Source organism: Streptococcus hepaticus (assembly GCF_043656315.1).
GTDB lineage: Bacteria > Bacillota > Bacilli > Lactobacillales > Streptococcaceae > Streptococcus > Streptococcus hepaticus.
On sequence record NZ_JBINIY010000002.1, the window covers coordinates 1 to 18,825 of the forward strand.

22 protein-coding genes and 4 pseudogenes are annotated in these 18,825 nt (G+C 42.1%); 23 read left to right on the forward strand and 3 right to left on the reverse strand.

The window, feature by feature from the left end; genetic code table 11:
* Positions 1-211 precede the first annotated feature (211 nt).
* Positions 212-1,423, reverse strand: a complete 1,212-nt coding sequence (locus tag ACHUFA_RS02190; RefSeq protein ID WP_222349042.1) for a DUF2974 domain-containing protein — start codon at positions 1,421-1,423, stop codon at positions 212-214.
* Between the two features lie 145 nt (positions 1,424-1,568).
* Between ACHUFA_RS02190 and ACHUFA_RS02195 the strand changes: the two are divergent.
* From ACHUFA_RS02195 to ACHUFA_RS02275, 17 genes and pseudogenes are all read left to right on the forward strand, one after another.
* Positions 1,569-2,251: pseudogene (locus tag ACHUFA_RS02195) on the forward strand (response regulator transcription factor).
* A complete protein-coding gene (locus ACHUFA_RS02200) occupies positions 2,244-2,984 on the forward strand; it encodes a sensor histidine kinase (RefSeq protein ID WP_394404788.1) in 741 nt (246 codons plus the stop codon). The pseudogene ACHUFA_RS02195 and the gene ACHUFA_RS02200 overlap by 8 nt, the downstream one beginning before the upstream one ends.
* A 10-nt stretch (positions 2,985-2,994) precedes the next feature.
* Positions 2,995-3,225 (forward strand): ATP-binding protein, encoded by a 231-nt coding sequence (locus tag ACHUFA_RS02205; protein WP_394404789.1) that lies wholly within the window; start codon positions 2,995-2,997, stop codon positions 3,223-3,225.
* Between the two features lie 96 nt (positions 3,226-3,321).
* Positions 3,322-3,441, forward strand: a pseudogene (locus ACHUFA_RS02210) (ABC transporter ATP-binding protein); the annotation flags it as partial.
* Positions 3,437-3,553, forward strand: a pseudogene (locus tag ACHUFA_RS02215) (ABC transporter ATP-binding protein); the annotation flags it as partial. The pseudogenes ACHUFA_RS02210 and ACHUFA_RS02215, both read left to right, overlap by 5 nt.
* Positions 3,554-3,589: 36 nt before the next feature.
* Positions 3,590-4,129, forward strand: a complete 540-nt coding sequence (locus tag ACHUFA_RS02220; protein WP_394404790.1) for an FtsX-like permease family protein — start codon at positions 3,590-3,592, stop codon at positions 4,127-4,129.
* Positions 4,130-4,230: 101 nt separating this feature from the next.
* A complete protein-coding gene (locus ACHUFA_RS02225) occupies positions 4,231-5,220 on the forward strand; it encodes a hypothetical protein (protein WP_394404791.1) in 990 nt (329 codons plus the stop codon).
* A gap of 8 nt (positions 5,221-5,228) precedes the next feature.
* A complete protein-coding gene (locus tag ACHUFA_RS02230; protein WP_222349049.1) occupies positions 5,229-5,567 on the forward strand; it encodes an FtsX-like permease family protein in 339 nt (112 codons plus the stop codon).
* Between the two features lie 61 nt (positions 5,568-5,628).
* On the forward strand, positions 5,629-5,865 hold the full coding sequence (locus ACHUFA_RS02235) for a DUF2829 domain-containing protein (protein ID WP_222349051.1): 237 nt from the start codon (positions 5,629-5,631) through the stop codon (positions 5,863-5,865).
* On the forward strand, positions 5,858-6,556 hold the full coding sequence (locus tag ACHUFA_RS02240; RefSeq protein WP_394404792.1) for a 3-oxoacyl-ACP reductase: 699 nt from the start codon (positions 5,858-5,860) through the stop codon (positions 6,554-6,556). The genes ACHUFA_RS02235 and ACHUFA_RS02240 overlap by 8 nt, the downstream gene beginning before the upstream one ends.
* Positions 6,553-6,795: a DUF3977 family protein gene (locus tag ACHUFA_RS02245; RefSeq protein WP_222349054.1), complete on the forward strand. Its 243-nt coding sequence runs from the start codon at positions 6,553-6,555 to the stop codon at positions 6,793-6,795. The genes ACHUFA_RS02240 and ACHUFA_RS02245 overlap by 4 nt, the downstream gene beginning before the upstream one ends.
* Complete coding sequence (locus tag ACHUFA_RS02250; protein WP_222349056.1) at positions 6,796-7,197, forward strand: NUDIX domain-containing protein; 402 nt, start codon at positions 6,796-6,798, stop codon at positions 7,195-7,197.
* A 43-nt stretch (positions 7,198-7,240) separates the two neighbouring features.
* On the forward strand, positions 7,241-8,158 hold the full coding sequence (locus ACHUFA_RS02255; RefSeq protein ID WP_394404793.1) for a DUF4300 family protein: 918 nt from the start codon (positions 7,241-7,243) through the stop codon (positions 8,156-8,158).
* Between the two features lie 159 nt (positions 8,159-8,317).
* Positions 8,318-9,697, forward strand: a complete 1,380-nt coding sequence (gene glmU / locus ACHUFA_RS02260) for a bifunctional UDP-N-acetylglucosamine diphosphorylase/glucosamine-1-phosphate N-acetyltransferase GlmU (RefSeq protein WP_222349065.1) — start codon at positions 8,318-8,320, stop codon at positions 9,695-9,697.
* Between the two features lie 8 nt (positions 9,698-9,705).
* The gene (locus ACHUFA_RS02265) at positions 9,706-10,254 is read left to right on the forward strand and encodes an NUDIX hydrolase (RefSeq protein WP_222349066.1); all 549 of its coding nucleotides are present in this window, start codon (positions 9,706-9,708) and stop codon (positions 10,252-10,254) included.
* A 6-nt stretch (positions 10,255-10,260) separates the two neighbouring features.
* Positions 10,261-10,551: a cell wall synthase accessory phosphoprotein MacP gene (macP, locus tag ACHUFA_RS02270; RefSeq protein WP_222349067.1), complete on the forward strand. Its 291-nt coding sequence runs from the start codon at positions 10,261-10,263 to the stop codon at positions 10,549-10,551.
* 9 nt (positions 10,552-10,560) lie between these two features.
* Positions 10,561-11,247, forward strand: a complete 687-nt coding sequence (locus ACHUFA_RS02275) for a 5'-methylthioadenosine/adenosylhomocysteine nucleosidase (protein WP_222349068.1) — start codon at positions 10,561-10,563, stop codon at positions 11,245-11,247.
* 49 nt (positions 11,248-11,296) lie between these two features.
* Here the strand turns inward: ACHUFA_RS02275 and ACHUFA_RS02280 are convergent, their stop codons facing one another.
* A complete protein-coding gene (locus ACHUFA_RS02280; protein WP_394404794.1) occupies positions 11,297-12,103 on the reverse strand; it encodes a peptidylprolyl isomerase in 807 nt (268 codons plus the stop codon).
* A gap of 135 nt (positions 12,104-12,238) precedes the next feature.
* On the opposite strand from ACHUFA_RS02280, the pseudogene ACHUFA_RS02285 reads away from it, so the two are divergent.
* Together ACHUFA_RS02285 and ACHUFA_RS02290 are read left to right on the forward strand one after the other, a co-directional pair.
* Positions 12,239-12,466: pseudogene (locus ACHUFA_RS02285) on the forward strand (3-hydroxyacyl-CoA dehydrogenase family protein); the annotation flags it as partial.
* Between the two features lie 81 nt (positions 12,467-12,547).
* A complete protein-coding gene (locus tag ACHUFA_RS02290) occupies positions 12,548-13,054 on the forward strand; it encodes a hypothetical protein (RefSeq protein ID WP_394404795.1) in 507 nt (168 codons plus the stop codon).
* 44 nt (positions 13,055-13,098) lie between these two features.
* Here the strand turns inward: ACHUFA_RS02290 and ACHUFA_RS02295 are convergent, their stop codons facing one another.
* Positions 13,099-14,580 carry a C69 family dipeptidase gene (locus ACHUFA_RS02295; protein WP_222349072.1) on the reverse strand — a complete coding sequence of 494 codons (1,482 nt, stop codon included), beginning with the start codon at positions 14,578-14,580 and terminating at the stop codon, positions 13,099-13,101.
* 207 nt (positions 14,581-14,787) lie between these two features.
* On the opposite strand from ACHUFA_RS02295, the gene ACHUFA_RS02300 reads away from it, so the two are divergent.
* From ACHUFA_RS02300 to ACHUFA_RS02315, 4 genes are all read left to right on the forward strand, one after another.
* Positions 14,788-15,879: an ABC transporter permease gene (locus ACHUFA_RS02300; RefSeq protein ID WP_394404796.1), complete on the forward strand. Its 1,092-nt coding sequence runs from the start codon at positions 14,788-14,790 to the stop codon at positions 15,877-15,879.
* Positions 15,879-16,562, forward strand: a complete 684-nt coding sequence (locus ACHUFA_RS02305) for an ABC transporter ATP-binding protein (RefSeq protein WP_222349074.1) — start codon at positions 15,879-15,881, stop codon at positions 16,560-16,562. The genes ACHUFA_RS02300 and ACHUFA_RS02305 overlap by 1 nt, the downstream gene beginning before the upstream one ends.
* A 461-nt stretch (positions 16,563-17,023) precedes the next feature.
* Positions 17,024-17,695 (forward strand): response regulator transcription factor, encoded by a 672-nt coding sequence (locus ACHUFA_RS02310; RefSeq protein ID WP_394404797.1) that lies wholly within the window; start codon positions 17,024-17,026, stop codon positions 17,693-17,695.
* Positions 17,685-18,746 (forward strand): sensor histidine kinase, encoded by a 1,062-nt coding sequence (locus tag ACHUFA_RS02315; RefSeq protein ID WP_394404798.1) that lies wholly within the window; start codon positions 17,685-17,687, stop codon positions 18,744-18,746. The genes ACHUFA_RS02310 and ACHUFA_RS02315 overlap by 11 nt, the downstream gene beginning before the upstream one ends.
* Positions 18,747-18,825 lie beyond the last annotated feature (79 nt).

Genomic DNA, 18,825 nt, shown 5'->3' on the forward strand with positions numbered 1-18,825 from the left:
GTTTGATATGTGAGCGAATGCTTTTCCCTATTGAGCTATCGTGGATGAGATTGCCAAAGATAAATCCAAGCGAATTAGTCAGAATATCTCCGGTATCAAAAAATCCCAGGTGACAGAGATATTGGCTGGCTTCTAAAAGGATAGGCTGAAGCTACTGACGTCTAATAGATAGAGGTCAGTTTTTTTCATAGGATCAACTCTTTCTTTTTTATCATTTCTGCTTGTTTTTCTCATCACTAAATTCTTCTGTTAGTTTGCTTAGCGACTGGTGGAAATCGGGGAGATTTATTTTTAATTTTTTCATGTCAAAGTTAGGCAGAGGCTGTAGTTGATCTTTCCAAATTTGGTAGCGGGTGTCAATGAGGAGATGGGTGATACGTTCAAACATTTGGTTTTCTTCAGGTGTAAGAAGTTGTCGATTTTTCGCTAGTGCTTGCAATTTCGTAGGTGTATCAACAGTTATATCGCTGAAGCGGTAAATACCGGCCTGGGTAAAGAGACCAAAGAAGAGATCGAAGAAGGTTTTGAGTTCTTCTGGTGTGAGACTGGCAGTCCAAGTTTTCAGTGTTTGATCCATTTGCAGGCTCTCAGTTGTTAGACTCGGTGCGGGTAGAAAGGTTCTATTGGCGATTTCCCAAGTAAAACTGACATGTTGGCCCAGGCCAAGTCCTGTACTTTTGACAATGAGAGCATTTCTCGGAGTTTCCAACATCATCCCCACGATAGAGCCTTCTGGAATAATGGAGTGGATGCGATTTTCAATGGCAGAGTAGCCATTAGATTGTAAAATACTGTCGTGAAGACCTGGTCCGTCAAAACTGTAGACATCTTGAATGCTTTCTTGTAGGGCAGTTTTAACTTGACTGCTTGCAAAGATAGCTAGATTGCCTCCTTTTGAATGGCCAGATACGTAGAAATTGGTAGTTAATTTTTCAATGGCTGTTTCCAGATAGTCTCTTGCGGCAGCTTGGGCAGGAATTTCTGCCATATAGGTCATATGAAAATCTTCTTTCCAGCCAATGATGGTATCGTCCGTACCACGGAAAACCGTCAAGACATTTTGAGGTGTGATACGGTAGCAGACTGCAGCGAACTGTTTTTGAGCTTCCAGACTGTAGTCATTGATGTAGGCAAAAGCGCGAATATACTTAAAACGCTTACTGGTACTGAGACTTTGTAGCAGTGCCAGACGGTCACGGTTGACCATGGACAGGGGAGGGTAACCCATCTTGAATTTTTCATGAAATTGTGTCGCCAAATCATCTAAGCGAATTCCCTTTTCTGCTGAAAAATCAGGACAAATCAAGTCGTCAAAGGGGAGATAGGAAACTTCTGTTAGGGCTAGAATATCCAATTCATTGAGAGGGGTCTCATAGAAATTTTCATGTTGACAATCTGTGATATAGTTGAGTATATTGGCCATAATTTTCCTTTGAATATCGTTTTTATCAGTATAGCTTAAGTCCTCTCAAAAGACAAATATGGACTTACAATCTTGTAAGTCTACGAGAACCCATTCCATTTAGCTCGTAAATCCTTTATAAGAAAAGAAAGGAAAGGGGTTCCCTATGCAGAAGATTTTGATTGTAGAGGATGATGCGACCATCAGTCGTTTGGGAGCCAAAAATTTGACAAACTGGGGGTACCAAGTAGAAGAAGTGACAGATTTTCAATCTATTTTAGAACAAATCCGACAATTTCAACCCCATTTGCTCTTGCTGGATATTACTCTTCCATTTTTTTATGGTTACTATTGGTGCCAAGAAATTCGGAAGGAATCACGGTTGCCCATTATCTTTTTGTCCTCCCATGACCAGCCAATGGATACTGTCATGGCTATCAATATGGGGGCAGATGACTATGTGACCAAACCTTTGATATGACAGTGCTTCTAGCCAAGATACAGGGACTCTTGCGGCGGACCTATGACTTTGTTGGGGAACAAGCTGTCCTGCTTTTTGATGATGTTTCTTTGGATTTGAAAACCATGCAGGTGAGTTTTTTAGAAAAGACAGAGGAATTAACCAAGAACGAATTTCAAATTTTACGTGTTCTTTTTGAACGGCCTCAAGTGATTGTGAGTCGGGAGGAGTTGATGAAAGAGTTGTGGAATAGCGATTTGTTTATTGATGACAATACCTTGACGGTCAATGTTGCCCGCTTGCGAAAGAAATTGGCTGATCTTGGCTTGGCTAATTTGATTTTGACCAAAAAAGGAGTCGGTTACGGCTTGGTGAAACGGTATGATTAGAAGCGATTTTTGGACGTTCTTTTCCATCTGGCTGCGGATTCGTTTTGTATTTCTCTTCGGTTTTACCCTGATGGCTAGTTTGCTTTGGATTCTAGCGATTCTGCATGGTGTAGCCCAGGAGTTAGCAGGTTACGGTTTGCTTTTGCTCTTGGTGGTAGCTTTTTTGCTTTTCCTTTTAGACGGGACACGAGAATTTCGGAAATGGACGGCTGTACAGACGGGACAGGAGTTTTCTATCAAGTCACCGGTAGAATTTTTGTTGCAGGAAAAATACCAAGAAGCTGAACAAAAACTATTGAATTTTAAGGCAGAAGAACGCGCGCGTCAAGAGGAGTTGCAGGATTACTATACCATGAGGGCTCATCAAATGAAAGTTCCCATTGCGGCGAGTCAGCTCTTGATAGGAGATTTGGAAACCAGTCAACACAAGCAAGAATTGACCCAAGAACTGGTAAAAATTGAACAGTATACTGGCTTGGTGCTTAATTACTTACGGTTGCAGTCTTTTCATGATGACCTCGTTTTTTGTAAGGAAAATCTTGCAGACTTGGTCAATCAAACGGTTAAGAAATTTTCCATTTTCTTTATCCAGCAACGCATTCGCCTGGAGTTAGGAGATTTAGAACAGGAAATCGTGACAGATAAGCGTTGGTTCGGGCTTCTGTTGGAACAATTTTTGTCCAACGCACTGAAATATACCAAAACAGGAACCATTTCGATTTTGCTACGATGAAGGAGATTTGGTGATTCGTGACACGGGAATTGGGATTGCCAAGGAAGATTTGGAGCGGGTTTTTGAACGAGGATTTTCGGGATACAATGGCAGGATTACCCAACAATCATCAGGATTAGGGCTCTATTTATCTCGGAAGATTGCCCACGAATTAGACCTCACTCTAAAATTGACCTCCGAGATTGGCCAAGGAACCGAGATTCGAATTGATGTTTATCAAAAACGACTCAGTTTAGATTAATCTTACAAATCTGTAAGCGAGATGCAAGTTAGAACCATGGATACCATGGCTTTTTAGCAGTAAAATGAAAGCAGCAAAAAGAAATGGAGAACTGCGATGACACTACTAGATGTACAGCATGTGAAAAAGATTTACCAAACTCGATTTCAAGCCAATCAAGTTCAGGCCTTGAAGGACATTCATTTTACAGTGGATGAGGGAGAATATGTAGCTATTTATCCGTGACGGGATTCTTTACAATCAAATCTACCGCGGAAATCGCACGGATCAAGAGATGTTCCAAGCAATCTCCGATACCTTGACGGTTATGGCGAATCGAGGTGAGTAGTATGTGGGGATTGACCTATAAACTGGCCTGTCCAATTTGCTCAAAAATCGCAAACTCTATTATCCCTTTGCTCTGGTAACAGTCTTATCCTCTGCCTTTGCCTATATTTTTACATCGCTGGCTAACAACCCCAATCTCTTTCGAGTATGGGGAGCGACAGGCGTTCGAACGGTATTAGATTTTGGCTTTTACGTTGTGATGATTGCAGTAGTGATAATGATTTTCTATGCCAATTCCTTCGTCATGAAAAATCGGAGCAAGGAAATCGGTCTCTACAGCGTCTTAGGGATGGATAAAAAACACCTACTTTTAATGACCTTGGTAGAAACTCTGTTCTTTGCAGTTAGTTCGCTTTTCTTAAGCATTGTGACGGGAGCTTTACTCGACAAGCTCTTCTATGCGATTTTACTCAAAGTGATGAAAATGGATGTCCTACTGGTATCAAGTTTTCAGTGGTCCACTGTGTTCACTATTTTAGAATATTTTGGAGCTATTTTTGTACTGATTTGGCTACTTAATGCTGGAAAACTAGGATTTTCTACTTCCTTGAATCTTGTAAGAGATAAAAGAAAGTAGAAAAAAATGGTCGTTTTCTATGGGTTCAGACCTTTTTAGGTTTGGTGATTCTTGGTATTGCTTACTGGTTGGCTCAGGATATTAAAGCCCCCCTTCAGGCTATGAACAACTTTTTTATCGCTGTTCTCATGGTTATTGTTGCGACCTATATCTTGTTTAATGTCGGAATCATTAGCTTCCTGCATTTTCTGAAAAATCGTCCAAATTACTATTATAAGCCTGTCAATTTCATCTCGGTTTCCAATCTTATTTTCCGTATGCAAAAAAACGCCATGGGACTGGCGACCATTTCCATTCTGTCTACCATGGTTTTAGTGACCATGGTCGGGGCTATTAATATTTATGCTGGTGCAGAAAATTATATCGCTAAGCAATATCCAAATGATTTTTATATTGAATTAGAACCCAAGGCCAATGAAAATGGAAAAGTTACGGCAGGGCAGGCAGAAGCAGATGTGTGTATCAGAGAATCCTTGGCTAAGGGCCCCTTGAAAGATGCAAAGCTCACCCAATTTCAATACCAAGCAGCCTTTCTAAAAACTTTATCAGGAAATACCATTTCGGCCTATGAAAATGGACAGATTTCAGAAGATGGAGGTGGAGATTCCTCTGGAGTAGGTTATTTGATTGCCATTCATCAAAGTGACTACCAAAAGATGACAGGCAAGAAGACGAGCCTAACAGGCAAGGAGATTCTTCTCTATACCAGCGGGAAGTCTATGGATAGTACAAAGCCGCTCACGATAAATGACAAAGACTTCCATATTAAGGAAGTTTTGAAAGAAGATTTTACCAACTTGAAAATTCCAACCAATATGTCTCTTCTTGTGGAGACGACGGTTGTCGTTGTATTGTCTGATGATGTGCAATTGCTTCCAGCTAATAATAGTCATTATTACACAGGTATTGATACAGATTTATCCTTGAAAGAGCAAGATGAGGCCTATGGAAAACTCAGCCGAGATTTCATGCCAGATGCAGATAAGGAATTTCCGTTTACCAACTGGTTTATCGCTTCTCGTGGTAATTTTAGCTACAGCTTTATGCGATTGCTGGCTCGATTATCTTTATTGGAGGTATTCTATCACTGATCTTTTTGATGGCAACCGCTTTGGTGATTTACTACAAGCAAATCTCAGAAGGTTTTGAAGACCGTGAACGATTTGTTATGATGCAAAAGGTTGGTTTGGATGAAAAAGAAACCAAGCGTAGCATTCACAAGCAAATGCTGACAGTCTTTCTCCTACCTGTTTGTATTGCGGTTATTCACTTGACAGCAGCATTCAAGATGCTGACCTTAATTCTCAAACTCATGATTTTGACCAGTGACTCCTTAATGATGTTGGTGACCAGCGTGACAGTTTTGATTTATTTGCTGACCTATCTAGCCGTTTATCTTCTAACCTCTCGCTCCTATCACTGCATCGTGAGTCGATAAGAAAAGTAGCGCCCGACGCTACTTTTTTGGTAAAATGTAAAAAAAGAAAAGAGGTATTCCCATGACATTTGAAGAGATTTTACCAGGCTTGAAGGCCAAGAAAAAGTATGTGCGCACAGGTTGGGGCGGGGCAGAGAACTATGTCCAACTCTTTGACCGCTTAGAAGTAGACGGTAAGCAACTTGAGGTGACTCCCTATTTCCTGATCAATGTTAGCGGTGAGGGCGAAGGCTTCTCCATGTGGGCGCCGACCCCTTGCGACGTCCTAGCCACTGATTGGGTACAGGTCCATGACTAGACGGGTCCTCATTACAGGCGTTTCCTCAGGGATTGGACTGGCACAAGCACGGCTTTTTTTGGAAAATGGCTGCGCGGTTTACGGTGTAGACAAGTCAGCTAAACCTGACTTGTCGGGAGACTTTCATTTTTATCAGTTAGACCTGACAAGGGATATAGCTGCGCTGATCGAGCAGGTTCCAGAGGTGGATATCTTATGTAACACCGCAGGAATCCTCGACAACTATCAGCCCCTGCTAGAGATTTCAGAAGAGGAATTTGAACAAGTTTTCGCCACAAACTTCTTTGGGACGGTCAAGTTGACCCGCCACTATCTGGCAAAAATGGTAGAGAGAAAAGAAGGTATCATTATTAATATGTGCTCTATTGCTAGCTTTCTAGCTGGTGGCGGAGGCGCGGCCTATACAGCCAGTAAGCATGCTCTGGCAGGATTCACCCGCCAGCTAGCGCTGGACTATGCCAAGGCTGGTGTGCAGATTTTTGGTATTGCCCCAGGTGCCGTTCAGACAGGCATGACAGCGGCAGATTTTGAACCAGGGGGGCTGGCAGACTGGGTAGCTAGTGAGACTCCAATTGGCCGCTGGATGCAAGCAGAAGAAATCGCCGACCTCACTGCCTTTCTAGCATCTGGAAAAGCCAGCTCCATGCAAGGAGAAATCGTTAAAATTGATGGCGGTTGGAGTTTGAAGTGAAAAAGTATATTGAGTTTGGTCTTGGAAATCGTTGGTTAGTTCGAACAGAATTTGAAGAAGAAGATGGTAGCGAGTGGGAAGTCAAGGGGATTTCTGGAAAGTTAAAACCTCAGTCCATTTATTTACGCTTTTGGCTAGGAAAGTCAGTTTATATTTGGGATTGGCAGGAAGGTTTTAAGAAGCAAGTGAAAAATCGTAGCGCCATGAAGTTGATTATTGGAATAAAATCGGAGGTCTAAATGCGTGTTACAATCCTTATTCTCGACAAACTCAAGCAGTCGGTTATCGTGATTGGTCGGCAAAAAGAAGGTCGAATCTATCAGGTTTGGCCTGGTGGCGGTTTGGAAAGCAGTGAGACGCTGGAAGCAGCTGCTCTACGGGAAGTTGCTGAGGAGTTGGATATTAACTTATCAACACAGCAGTTGACACTGTTAGAAAGTTCTGCGGAGGGGGCTGTGTTCCTAGCGGAAACGGATTTGGCGGTGGGGAAACTAGCCATTTCTGGTGAGGAAAAGGAGCGGTCGAGTAGGGATAATGTCTACAGTCCTTACTGGCTGTCTCTGGATCAGCTTGCAAGTTTGGATGTTTTTCCAAAAATTCACGTGAGAGCTATCAAGTCCAAAATCAGAGAATTGAAGTGAGTACGTGGATACTTTTCAATAATATTGATAACTAGGAGAGAATATGAAATGTAAAGCAGTTATACTGGCAAGTACATGTTTAATATTGTTAGCAGGATGTAGTCGTCTGACACACATGCCTGTAGAATCGTCTAACTCATCCATGCTAGCTTCTAGTCAAGAAGGGCGTAAGGTAGCGACGAAGTTGATTACCTATTCGAATTTGTTTGATCAGCCGACACAGGAAGCAGTGAAAAGTAAGATGGTGGCGTCTTTACCAGAAGCCGCTGTTCTCGCTTTTTTTGAGCAGGTACAATTCTACAATCAGCATGTGCCAACAGACAGTTTTGTACAGGCAGATTTTGCTACATCGAGGTCCCTCATTCCCGACTACGATGTGGCAGCCATCAGTGAAAAATGGACCAGTCAATTTCCTACTTTTCCCGGCTACAATTGCCGATTGACAAGTTTTGGTTTATTGAAAGAGCTTGTTTCGGTGGCGTCAACAGATGATTACGATGACCATCTGCTTTTCATTGATAATGAAGCTATTACACAAGCCCCAGATCCGTATCAATTAACAGCAGAAGAAGAGAAGGCGTTTCGAACGATTTTTGGTGCTGTAGCGACGGAAAATGTGACAGATCATCAGGTCCATATTGAGAAAGTTCAGGACTACTGGAATAAGAAAGGTGTGAAGTTTCATACTGGAAAAGCCAAGATGGTTTCGGTCTGGATGCATGATCAACTCGATGAGCAACAGACCAAGCTCTTTATCGGACACGTAGGAGTACTGATTCCGACAGGCAAGAAGTATCTGTTTGTGGAAAAAATTTCATTTGAAGAGCCTTATCAAGTATTGCTATTTAAGTCCAAGCAGGCTATCGGTGATTATTTATTGGATAAGTATGATGTCGATACAACGGGAGCTACCAAACCATTCCTAATGGAGAATGACCAAGCCTTTTCTCCCCAAGATTGATTTATCATTCACAAAAAAGGATAAAAATGGTATACTGTAATGAGGTAACATTCGTTTTTACCCTTTATTGGGGAAACTAGTGGATCTAGATCTTGTGTGTGCTGCTGCATAGACTTTACTGGTTCTTATGTTGTACAAAAGAAAAATAAAGGAAATCTTATGGCAAATTATGCAATTATTTTAGCTGCGGGAAAAGGGACTCGCATGAAGTCAGACCTTCCAAAGGTTCTGCACAAGGTAGCAGGTATTTCGATGTTGGAACACGTTTTTCGTGCGGTTTCAGCTATTGATCCTGCTAAGATTGAGACCATTGTTGGTCACAAGGCAGAATTGGTTCAGGAAGTGTTGGAGGGGCAGTCTGAGTTTGCGCTCCAGTCTGAGCAACTAGGTACTGGTCATGCGGTCATGATGGCAGAAGAAGCACTTGCGGGGCTTGAAGGGCAGACCTTGGTTATCGCAGGTGACACGCCACTCATCACAGGTGATAGCTTGAAAAACTTGATTAACTTTCACATTAGCCATAAGAATGTGGCAACGATTTTGACAGCTCAAGCGGAAAATCCATTCGGTTACGGCCGGATTATTCGGAACAATGATGGCGAAGTTTTGAAAATTGTTGAGCAAAAAGACGCCAACGATTTTGAAAAGCAAATCAAGGAAATCAATACCGGAACCTATCTTTTTGACAACAAACGCCTCTTTGAAGCTCTCAAAGACATCAATACGGACAATGCGCAGGGTGAGTATTACTTGACAGACGTGATTTCCATTTTCCGTCAGGCTGGTGAAAAAGTTGGTGCCTATATTCTCCGTGATTTTGATGAAAGCTTGGGTGTTAATGACCGTATTGCCCTTGCGACTGCTGAGGCTGTGATGCGCAAGCGGATTACAGAAAAACACATGGTTAACGGTGTCACCTTTACCAATCCAGAAGCAACCTACATTGACATTGATGTGGAAATTGGTGCGGAAGTGGTCATCGAGGCCAATGTTACCCTTAAAGGGAAAACGAAAATCGGTGAACGGACTGTTTTGACCAATGGCACGCGCGTGGTGGATTCAAGCATTGCAGCGGATGTGGTTATCAGCAATTCAGATATTGGAGATTCTGTCATTGAGACAGGTGTAACAGTGGGGCCTTACGCTCATATCCGTCCAGGAAGTCTTCTCAAGAAAGACGCTCATGTGGGGAACTTCGTGGAAATCAAGGCTTCCACTTTGGGTGAAAATACTAAGTCAGGTCACTTGACCTATATCGGAAATGCTCAAGTTGGTAACAATGTCAATGTTGGTGCAGGTACCATTACGGTAAACTATGACGGACAAGGTAAGTACAAGACGCTCATTCACGACAATGTCTTTATCGGTAGCCATTCAACCATTATTGCTCCCGTTGAAATTGGGGATAGCGCCTTGACGGCAGCAGGTTCAACCATTACCAAGGATGTTCCAGCAGATAGCGTAGCTATTGGTCGTTGCCGTCAGGAAAATAAAATCGGCTATGCTACTCGCCTTCCTCATCATCCTAGTCAAAAATAGGAGTTTTTATGGAATTTGAGGAAAAAACGATTGCTCGGAAAGAAATTTTCAAGGGGCATATCTTTGACGTAGTCGTAGACGATGTGGAGCTGCCAAATGGATTGGGTCAAGCCAAGCGAGAATTGATTTTCCACAAGGGAGCGGTCTGCGTATTGGCGGTTACTCCAGAAGACAAGATTGTGCTAGTACGTCAATTCCGAAAGGCTATTGAACGGGTCATCTATGAGATTCCTGCTGGAAAGCTAGAAGATGGCGAAGCAGATAGCCAAGAAGCTGCTGCCTTACGTGAACTGGAAGAAGAAACAGGTTACACAACAGATAAGTTGGTTCTTCTATCTGATTTTTACTCTGCCATTGGCTTTTGTAATGAACGTTTGCGTTTGTACTTAGCAGAGAACTTGACGAAGGTAGAAAATCCTCGCCCGCAGGACGAAGATGAAGTCATTGAACTTTATGAAGTGACATTAGAAGAAGCGCAAGCCTTAGTAGCAAGTGGTGAGATATGTGACGCCAAGACCATTATGGCACTTCAATACTACCAACTACTGAGAAAGTAGGTATCTATGAGAAAGCCCTTGTTGTCAGATGAAGTGCTGGAACGCGAAGCTCGTAAAAAGCGATTTGGCTATTTTGAAGAGGATTATGATGACGAAGAATTAGAAGACTGGGAAGACGAAGACTACCAAGGTTATCAAGAAGGGCAGACAATACGGATTCCAGTAGAAGCGTCCATTGTCAAGAGTCGCCGTATTGAGACCATAAAAAAAGAACGGTTCAAGTCCAAGGTCAATAAAACTCTTTTTTGGATTGTCTTCTTGCTGATTTTGTTTGTTCTAGCTGTTATTTATTTTTAGAGGAGTCATATGAAATTTGGAATTATTGCTGCTATGCCTCAGGAACTAAAGATTTTGGTAGAGGCTTTGGTGGAAAAAGAGGAAGTTTCTGTTTTAGGAAATACCTATTATACTGGTCGCCTCGGAAAGTCAGAAGTTGTCTTGGTGCAGTCTGGTATTGGGAAAGTCATGTCCGCTATGTCTGTGGCTATTTTGGCTGACCATTTCCAAGTCGATGCGGTCATCAATACAGGTTCGGCTGGCGCTGTTGCAGAAGGTTTACAGATTGGGGACGTAGTTGTTGCTGACAAATTATCCTACCATGATGTGGATGTCACTGCCTTTGGCTATGCCTATGGACAAATGGCTGGGCAGGAACTCTATTTCCCAGCAGATCAAACTTTGTTGGAAAAAATGCGTTCAGTCTTAGCTGAACAAGACTTGACCAGTCAAGTGGGACTCATTGCTACAGGAGATAGTTTCATTGCGGGTCAGGACAAGATTGCAGCTATCAAGGCAAACTTCCCACAAGTCCTAGCAGTGGAAATGGAAGGAGCAGCCATTGCGCAAGCTGCGGTCAATGCAGGCAAACCTTTCCTTGTTATCCGTGCCATGAGTGACACAGCTCAAGGTGATGCCAATATTACCTTTGATGAATTTATCATCCAAGCTGGCGAACGATCAGCCAAGACCTTACTGGCATTTTTAGAAAAATAGTAACAAAAAATCAGTTGAGATCTCAACTGATTTTTTTGAATATGTAGCATTATTTTTTACTGAAATCGTAATCCTTCACAATTTCGATGCTTTCAATTTTAATGTCTGTTTTGGGTTTATCCATGTCATCTGTTTCAACAGCTACAATCTGGTCCACAATGTCCATACCGCTTGTGACTTGTCCGAAAACAGTATAGCCACCATCTAGGCTAGGATTTCCACCATTTTTGTAGGCCTCAATGATTTTGGCTGGGTATTTGCTAGTAGGTAATTGACTCGAAGCATCGGCTGTATTTTGGTTGATGTAGAATTGGCTTCCATTTGTATCAGCGCCAGCATTTGCCATGGCAAGAGAGCCACGGATATTGTAGAGGAAGGCAGAAATTTCATTTTTGAAGCCATTGCCAGCGTCAATTGTGTCGTCTTTGCCCTTCCAAATAGACTCACCGCCAGTACCATTTCCCTTAGGATCACCAGTTTGAATCATGAAATTCTTGATGACACGGTGGAAGATGACGTCCTTATAATAGCCTTCTTTGGCATGAGTTAAGAAGTTTTCCACAGCAAGTGGGGCTTGTTCTGGGAAGAGTTTGATATGAATGTCCCCAGCAGTTGTTTTGAGAATGACGGCAGCTTCATTTTCCGCAATTGCAGAGGAAAGTTGTGGAAAAGTAGCGTTTGGATTGTTGATGGCGTAAGCCAAATCTTTTTGGTATTGTTGGCTAGCTCCTGTGCCTGTGGTGCTAGCTTGACTGCTGTTAGCAGGTGATGATGATGTCGTTTTGTCAGCCTCATTGGCGCAAGCCGTCAAAAGAAGGCTGGCAGCGAGGGCTGTCCATACAAGTGTTTTTTTCATGGTAATCCTTTCTGGAATTCAGTTTATAAGTCACATTATACCATAAATAGCTCTCAAATTTTCTTCTCAACTGGCATGAAGGCTGCCAACATTCAGTATTGTGAAATTTGAACATTTTCGTGTTTTTGCTTGCCTCAAACCATTGATCGTACATGGAAGCTGGGGATAGGGGCACCCATTGGTCCCTTGGAAATTCTAGATATTGTAGGTATTCAGACAGCCTATAATATCATGAGGAACTATGCAGAAACCTCTTCTGATCCTGAGAACATCCATGCTAGATTGGCTCAGATGCTCAAAGAGGATTATTTGGATAAAGGATACACTGGTAAGGCTGCTGGTCGTGGATTTTATCGTTATTAGTAAATGATGATGTAGGTTGGGTATTTTGCCCAGCCTTTCTTTTTATGCTATACTAAACAGAGTAAATTTTGGAGTGTGACTATGTACGGAGATTATCCAGTAAAACCTTATATTTCACCAGAGCGTGACCTTGCGACAGAAGAATTTAAGCCTGTTCCAAAGAAGAATATGGAACTTTTGGAAGATGGCCTCTTGGCAGGGGATATTATTTTGCTCTGGCGTATCGCTTTTGATACCTTCACTAACGAGACTTGGTTCCCTAAGTATTTTGAGTATATGTATGGGATCAATGCCCCTCAGCATTTACAAGAACTTCTTGACAAGGGCTATGCTCAATTAGAGACAGCTTTTGCTTCATTGGACCATCTCAACGCCACTAAGAAAAAGAAGATTTTGAAGGACAAGGGTGTAGCGGGTTTATCTAAAATGAAGGCGGCCGATTTGGACCAAGCCTTAAAGGACAATCTGACAGAAGAAGAGTTAGGCCAGTACTTTACCGTTCGTGGCATCCTTCTGACAGATAAAGGTCAGGCAGCGATTGATGCCAATCCACAGGTTATTGACCGCCATCCGAAGAAGAAATATTAGGTCATATAAAGGAGAGGTCTGGACAGGATGTCCAGACCTTTCCTTTATTTCTTGTCTGACTTGCTTTGTTTAGCAATGTCTTTTTCGATAGTTTTTAATTGTTTGAAGGCTTCTTTGGCACGTTGTTTCGATGTTTCCGTACTTTCTTTGGCTGCTGTTTCAGGATCTGATTGGCTGAGTTTTACGAGTTTCTCTTCATCAGTTGCGATTTCTTTCATCCACTGACTTTCAAGTTCTTGGATTTGGTCGAGAACCTTTTGGGAATACTTATCAGGATTTTTAGCAATCATTTGGTTGATATGAGAAACTGTCCAATACCAGGATTTCTTATTGTACTTGGTGTTGGTCTTTTTATAGGCTTTGTAAGTGTCTGTGATATTTCCATAGTAAGGCAAGTAAGGGGCAAAGCGTGGGCTACCGACAGACAGCCACATAACACCTCCACCGAGTTGGGCAGGGACATTTTCTTTCAGTTGGAAGATGTGGGCTTCCATGACATTTGGGTTGGAAATAGGGTAGGCATAGCCGTCTACAGCATTTTTAGAATCTGGTTTGCCTTTTCCGTCTAACTCCATTTGATCCAGTGGTTTTAATTCTAATCCTTCAAAACGGTTGCGCTGCAGCTTCATAGCATCTTGGAGATCGAATTTTTTATCGGTAGATTGCAGGAGTTCATAGTAGTCATCCTTGTAAGTTACCTTGCTGTCTGGGTCCAAGCTCTTGATACCAGAATAAGAGCGTGAGCGGTTACCATCAGACAGTTTTGGATTGTAAGACTGAGCAATGTGGAATTGACCGTCGACTTCCTTATAGGAATCTGCTTTTTTAGCGAGGTCCTCGACACCACTTGAAGCAATAACATGTTCTTTATCAGCAAAATCAACATGTCCTAAGAAGAAGGTATTTGGAAAAACAGCAAATTTGTCATCTGGGAATTTGATAGCGACGTATTGGTGCCCAGAGAGAATTTCCATGTACCAGATGCCTTCTTTATCTGCCAAAACGACGATGTTTCCTTCTGCAGATCCCTTTTCAGTGACCACCTTAGCAATCAACTCGATGCCTTCTTTAGCAGTCTTGACACTTGGCAAGATCAAACTGGTCATATTGGACTCAGCTAGTCCATCTTCAATATAGGGATCAAGTTTTAGAATCTTGTCATTAGCAGTGGCGGAAACAGTCGCAGACATAGAGACCCCAAATTCATTAAAGCCTGCTTCGTCGTAAACGCCATCCTTTGGAGTGACGTCTGGGACTGCGGTGTATTTATAAGATTGGTTAGGAAGTGAATAGGTAAAACCATTGCTTTCATCTACTAATTTTGCACCAGTTTTATTGGTTTTTGCAGGATAAACAACAAAGGTTTTATTGTGATTGGGCTCTAAATCTTCTGTGCGTCCATAGAGAGCTGTTCCGTCTTTCGTTAAGTCTTTCCCGATGATAAATCCTGTACAGGCGTAAGCTGTAGCAGATTGAGATAGGAAGAGCATGGTCAAGAGACCAAGAGCCAGTTTTTTCTTTTGCATGAGAAAACCTCCATTTTATATAAAGTAAACAAAAGGTAGGAAAACGTCGAGACAAAATTTCCAAGAATAGTATAACTTTTTTACCTTTCGAATGATGCCAAATTTTTGGCAAATGATTTGCGAGTTTTTCAAAAAAATCAATGAGGTCATATTGAGGTCATAAAATTTTGTTAGACTGATAAAAAAATAAAGAAAGTGGGAACTTGTATGCCATATGCTTGGAAAGAATTGCTTTTTTACAAGAAAAAATATCTCTTAATTGAACTACTCATCATTCTGATGATGTTTATGGTCGTCTTTTTGTCTGGTTTGGCAAATGGACTTGGGCGAGCCGTTAGTGCTGCTATTGAGAATAGTCCAGCTAGTTACTATATTCTGTCGGACAAGGCGGAAAAGGTCATTACTTTTTCAAATATGACAGAAGAAGACCTTGCAGCTGTTGACGACTTGCAGTTAAAGGATAAAACGGGTCTATCTATTCAAAGGACAGGTTTGGTGCCACAAAATGGGGATGAAGACACCCTTGATATCATGTATTTTGTGATTGATCCGGCTAGTTTTATCGCCCCAAAAGCAGTTGAGGGGAAATCACTGACAACTGAAAAAAATACGATTCTTCTCAATGATAGCCTGAAGGCGAAAGGGGTCAAATTAGGCGATGTATTGGAAGACGAAGCGACGGGGACTCAATTGACGGTGAGTGGATTTACTCATAATGAAATGTACGCTCATGGCCCAGTTGCTTACATTTCTGAACAGACCTATAAAGATTTACAAAAGGAAAAAAATCCAAACTTTAGCTATCATCCACAGGCTTTTGCCGTCAAAGACAAGGCGGTTGCAGATCAAAAATTAGCAGACTTGGAAATTATTGAGAAGAACACACTGATTTCAAAAATCCCTGGCTACAGTGCTGAGCAGTCAACTCTCAATATGATTTTATGGGTCTTGGTATTAGCTTCAGCAGCGATTTTGGGAGTGTTTTTCTATATCATTACCCTACAAAAACGGCATGAATTTAGTGTCATGAAGGCTATTGGTATGAGCATGTTTGAAATTGGTCGTTTCCAGTTAGCACAGATTCTCTTTTTGGCGCTTCTAGGGATTCTTGTGGGGGATGGTTTGGCCTACGCCTTATCCCTCGCCTTGCCAGTTTCTATGCCATTTGTTTTAAATTTTGTGCATATCGCTTGGGTATCGCTTGCTTTTCTCGTCATTGCCTTATTAAGTAGTGGTTTGTCCATTCTAAAAGTAGCAAAAATTGATCCGGTTGAAGTGATAAATGGAGGTGAAGAATAATGGAAAATGTCATGGAATTAAAAGCTATTTCTAAGTCTTATAAGGATGGTGAGGAACAGGCTGTCATTTTGAAGGAATTGGATTTGGCGGTTCAAGCGGGAGAATTCGTTGCTATTCTTGGGCCATCTGGTTCAGGGAAAAGTACGCTCTTGTCAATTGCAGGCTTGCTGCTTGGTGCAGATAGTGGACACTTATTATTAGACAAGCAGGATGTAACCCAGTTATCACAAAAAGAGTACACCAAACTTCGTCGCCACAAATTGGGCTTCATTTTCCAAAGTCATCAACTTCTCCCTTATTTAACGGTACAGGACCAGTTAGAACAGGTAGCGCATTTTGCGGAAAATGTCGATAAAAAACAAAGCCAATCAGAAATTGCTCAGCTCTTAGAAGAATTAGGGATGGCTGACTCAGCCCATAAATTTCCACGACAGTTATCCGGAGGACAAAAGCAACGCGTGGCGATTGCACGTGCCTTTATTCATCACCCAAAACTCATTTTAGCAGATGAACCGACAGCTAGCTTGGATGAAGTGAGAGGGCGTCAAGTAACGGAGTTGATTCGTAAGGAAGTGAAGGAAAGAAATACGGCTGCTATCATGGTAACCCATGATGAGCGTGTCCTAGATTTAGTCGATACTGTTTATCGTCTCAAACAAGGGAAGCTAGTCAAAGAATCTTAAGAATCTGTATTCACAGTTCAATACATTTGTTTAGGGTTAATTCTCCGTTCCTCATCGTTAGCTTTTTTCAAAATGTAGTTAGTATTCTTTCAAAAAACTGCCGTGATGATCGGAAAATGATCACCTAATTCAAGGAGCTAGGCTCAAGTCCAACTCCTAATTTTATTTGAGCTAGAATTGCAAGACGCAGTGGTTGGGAGAAAGCCTTGCTATTTTAATAGCATAGTCTTTCCCCCGCACAGTTGACGAGGTGCTTCAGCACCCGACAACCACTGCTGATTGGCATCTTTATTCGCTTTTCAAGCTTCAAGGATAGCCTAATCAACTGTGCGGGGGTGGGAGAGAAAAGGTCCAGTGGACGTTTTCTGCCTGAGCTTAAAAATAAGGGAGCGAAGGGAACTCTTTGTTGATTGCTATGAGTTCTTTCCCACTCCCTCTAAAAATTATGCTAAAATAAAAGCATGATAAAAATACTAGTAGTGGAAGATAATGCCTTGCAACAAAGCCTCATCGCGACCAAATTACAACAAGACGGTTATGAGGTATTGGTGGCGGAAAATGGGGCTGTGGCGCTCGATATTTTAGAAAAAACAGAAGTACAGCTCATCGTAACAGACATTATGATGCCTGTCCTAGATGGTTATGACTTGATTCAATCCTTGCGCCAGGCGAGTTATCAAGTCCCTATCATTGTTATAACAGCGCGTTCGCAATTTGATGATATGGAAAAAGGCTTTGAACTGGGAGCAGATGACTACATGATGAAGCCGATTCAGCTGCAAGAGTTGAGCCTGCGGATTAAGGCACTCTTACGCCGATCCAATATTTTTGCCAGTCACCAGCTGAAAGTGGGGGACTGTCTACTAGATGAAGACCAACTGAGTTTGACCAAGGGATCTGTCCTTTTGACCTTGCCTCAGAAAGAATTTCGTGTTCTCTTTCATCTTCTTAGCTATCCCAATAAGATTTTCACTCGTTTGGAATTGCTAGATACCATTTGGGGAATAGAAGATGAGTTGGATGAACGCTTGGTGGATGCCTGTATCAATAAACTGCGCCGTAAGGTAGAGCATCTTCCAGATTTTACGATTGAAACGGTGAGAGGAGTTGGTTATCGTGCCCATGAAAACTAAACGGTTTCGTCTCCCTTTACGTCAGTACTTTACCTTTATGTTTGCGGCAACTTTGACGGCTTGTGTATTCTTAGCTATGTTGCTGGTTACTCTTGGTTTTGTCTTGATATATCGAGGAGAAATGACCAGTCTCCTCTTGCATTTGGCAACATTTTTCGTCTGTGTGCTGACGATTCTTTTTGGTGCTATCAGCATGTGGTATGGTGCTCGGCACTTGACCAAGCCTATTGAAGAGGTGAATAGGGTGGTAGCCAATGTTAGTCGAGGGGAATTTGTTGGTCGTGTCGAACGCAATGAGCAGCTCCGTAAGGGATATGCTTACTATAATGAGTTGGATGAGCTATCTGAAAGTATCAACGATATGATTCGTTCGCTTGCACAGATGGATTACATGCGTAAAGATTTTATGACCAATGTATCCCATGAATTGAAAACACCGATTGCAGCCATTGCCAATATCAGTGAACTATTGCAAAATCCTCAGCTAGATGAGGCTAGTCGCTTGGAATTTACTCGGTTAATACAAGTGGAAAGTCAGCGCCTTAGTCGCTTGTGTGATACAATCTTGCAGATGTCGCGGGTGGACAATCTAGATCATTTAGGTCCGGTAACACGGGTGCGAGTAGATGAGCAGATTCGGCAGGCCATGATTGCCCTCTCAGAAAAATGGCAGGAAAAAGAAATCTCATTTCGTTTGGATAGCTCTGCAGTTTTCTTAGACAGCAATCCGGACCTTCTGATGCAAGTTTGGGTTAATCTCTTGGACAATGCAATCAAGTATTCTGGGCAGGAAGTAGACATTGCTGTTTCAGTTCAAGAAAGTGAGCAGGGCTTGATAGTGGTGATGGAAGACAAGGGATGTGGAATTTCTGAGGAACTATTGCCAAGGATTTTTGAAAAATTTTATCAAACAGACCAGTCCCATCATCAGGAAGGAAATGGTCTTGGCTTGGCTATTGTCGATCGCATCATTAGACTTTGTGGCGGTCAAATTACTGTAACCAGTCAACTGGGAACAGGAAGTCGGTTTGAGGTTCACCTGCCTCGATAAAAATTTTATTGCAAAAAAATAGAGTGAAACAAAATCGAATATCTGTGAAATGACCGATTCTTGCCTCACTCTATTTTTG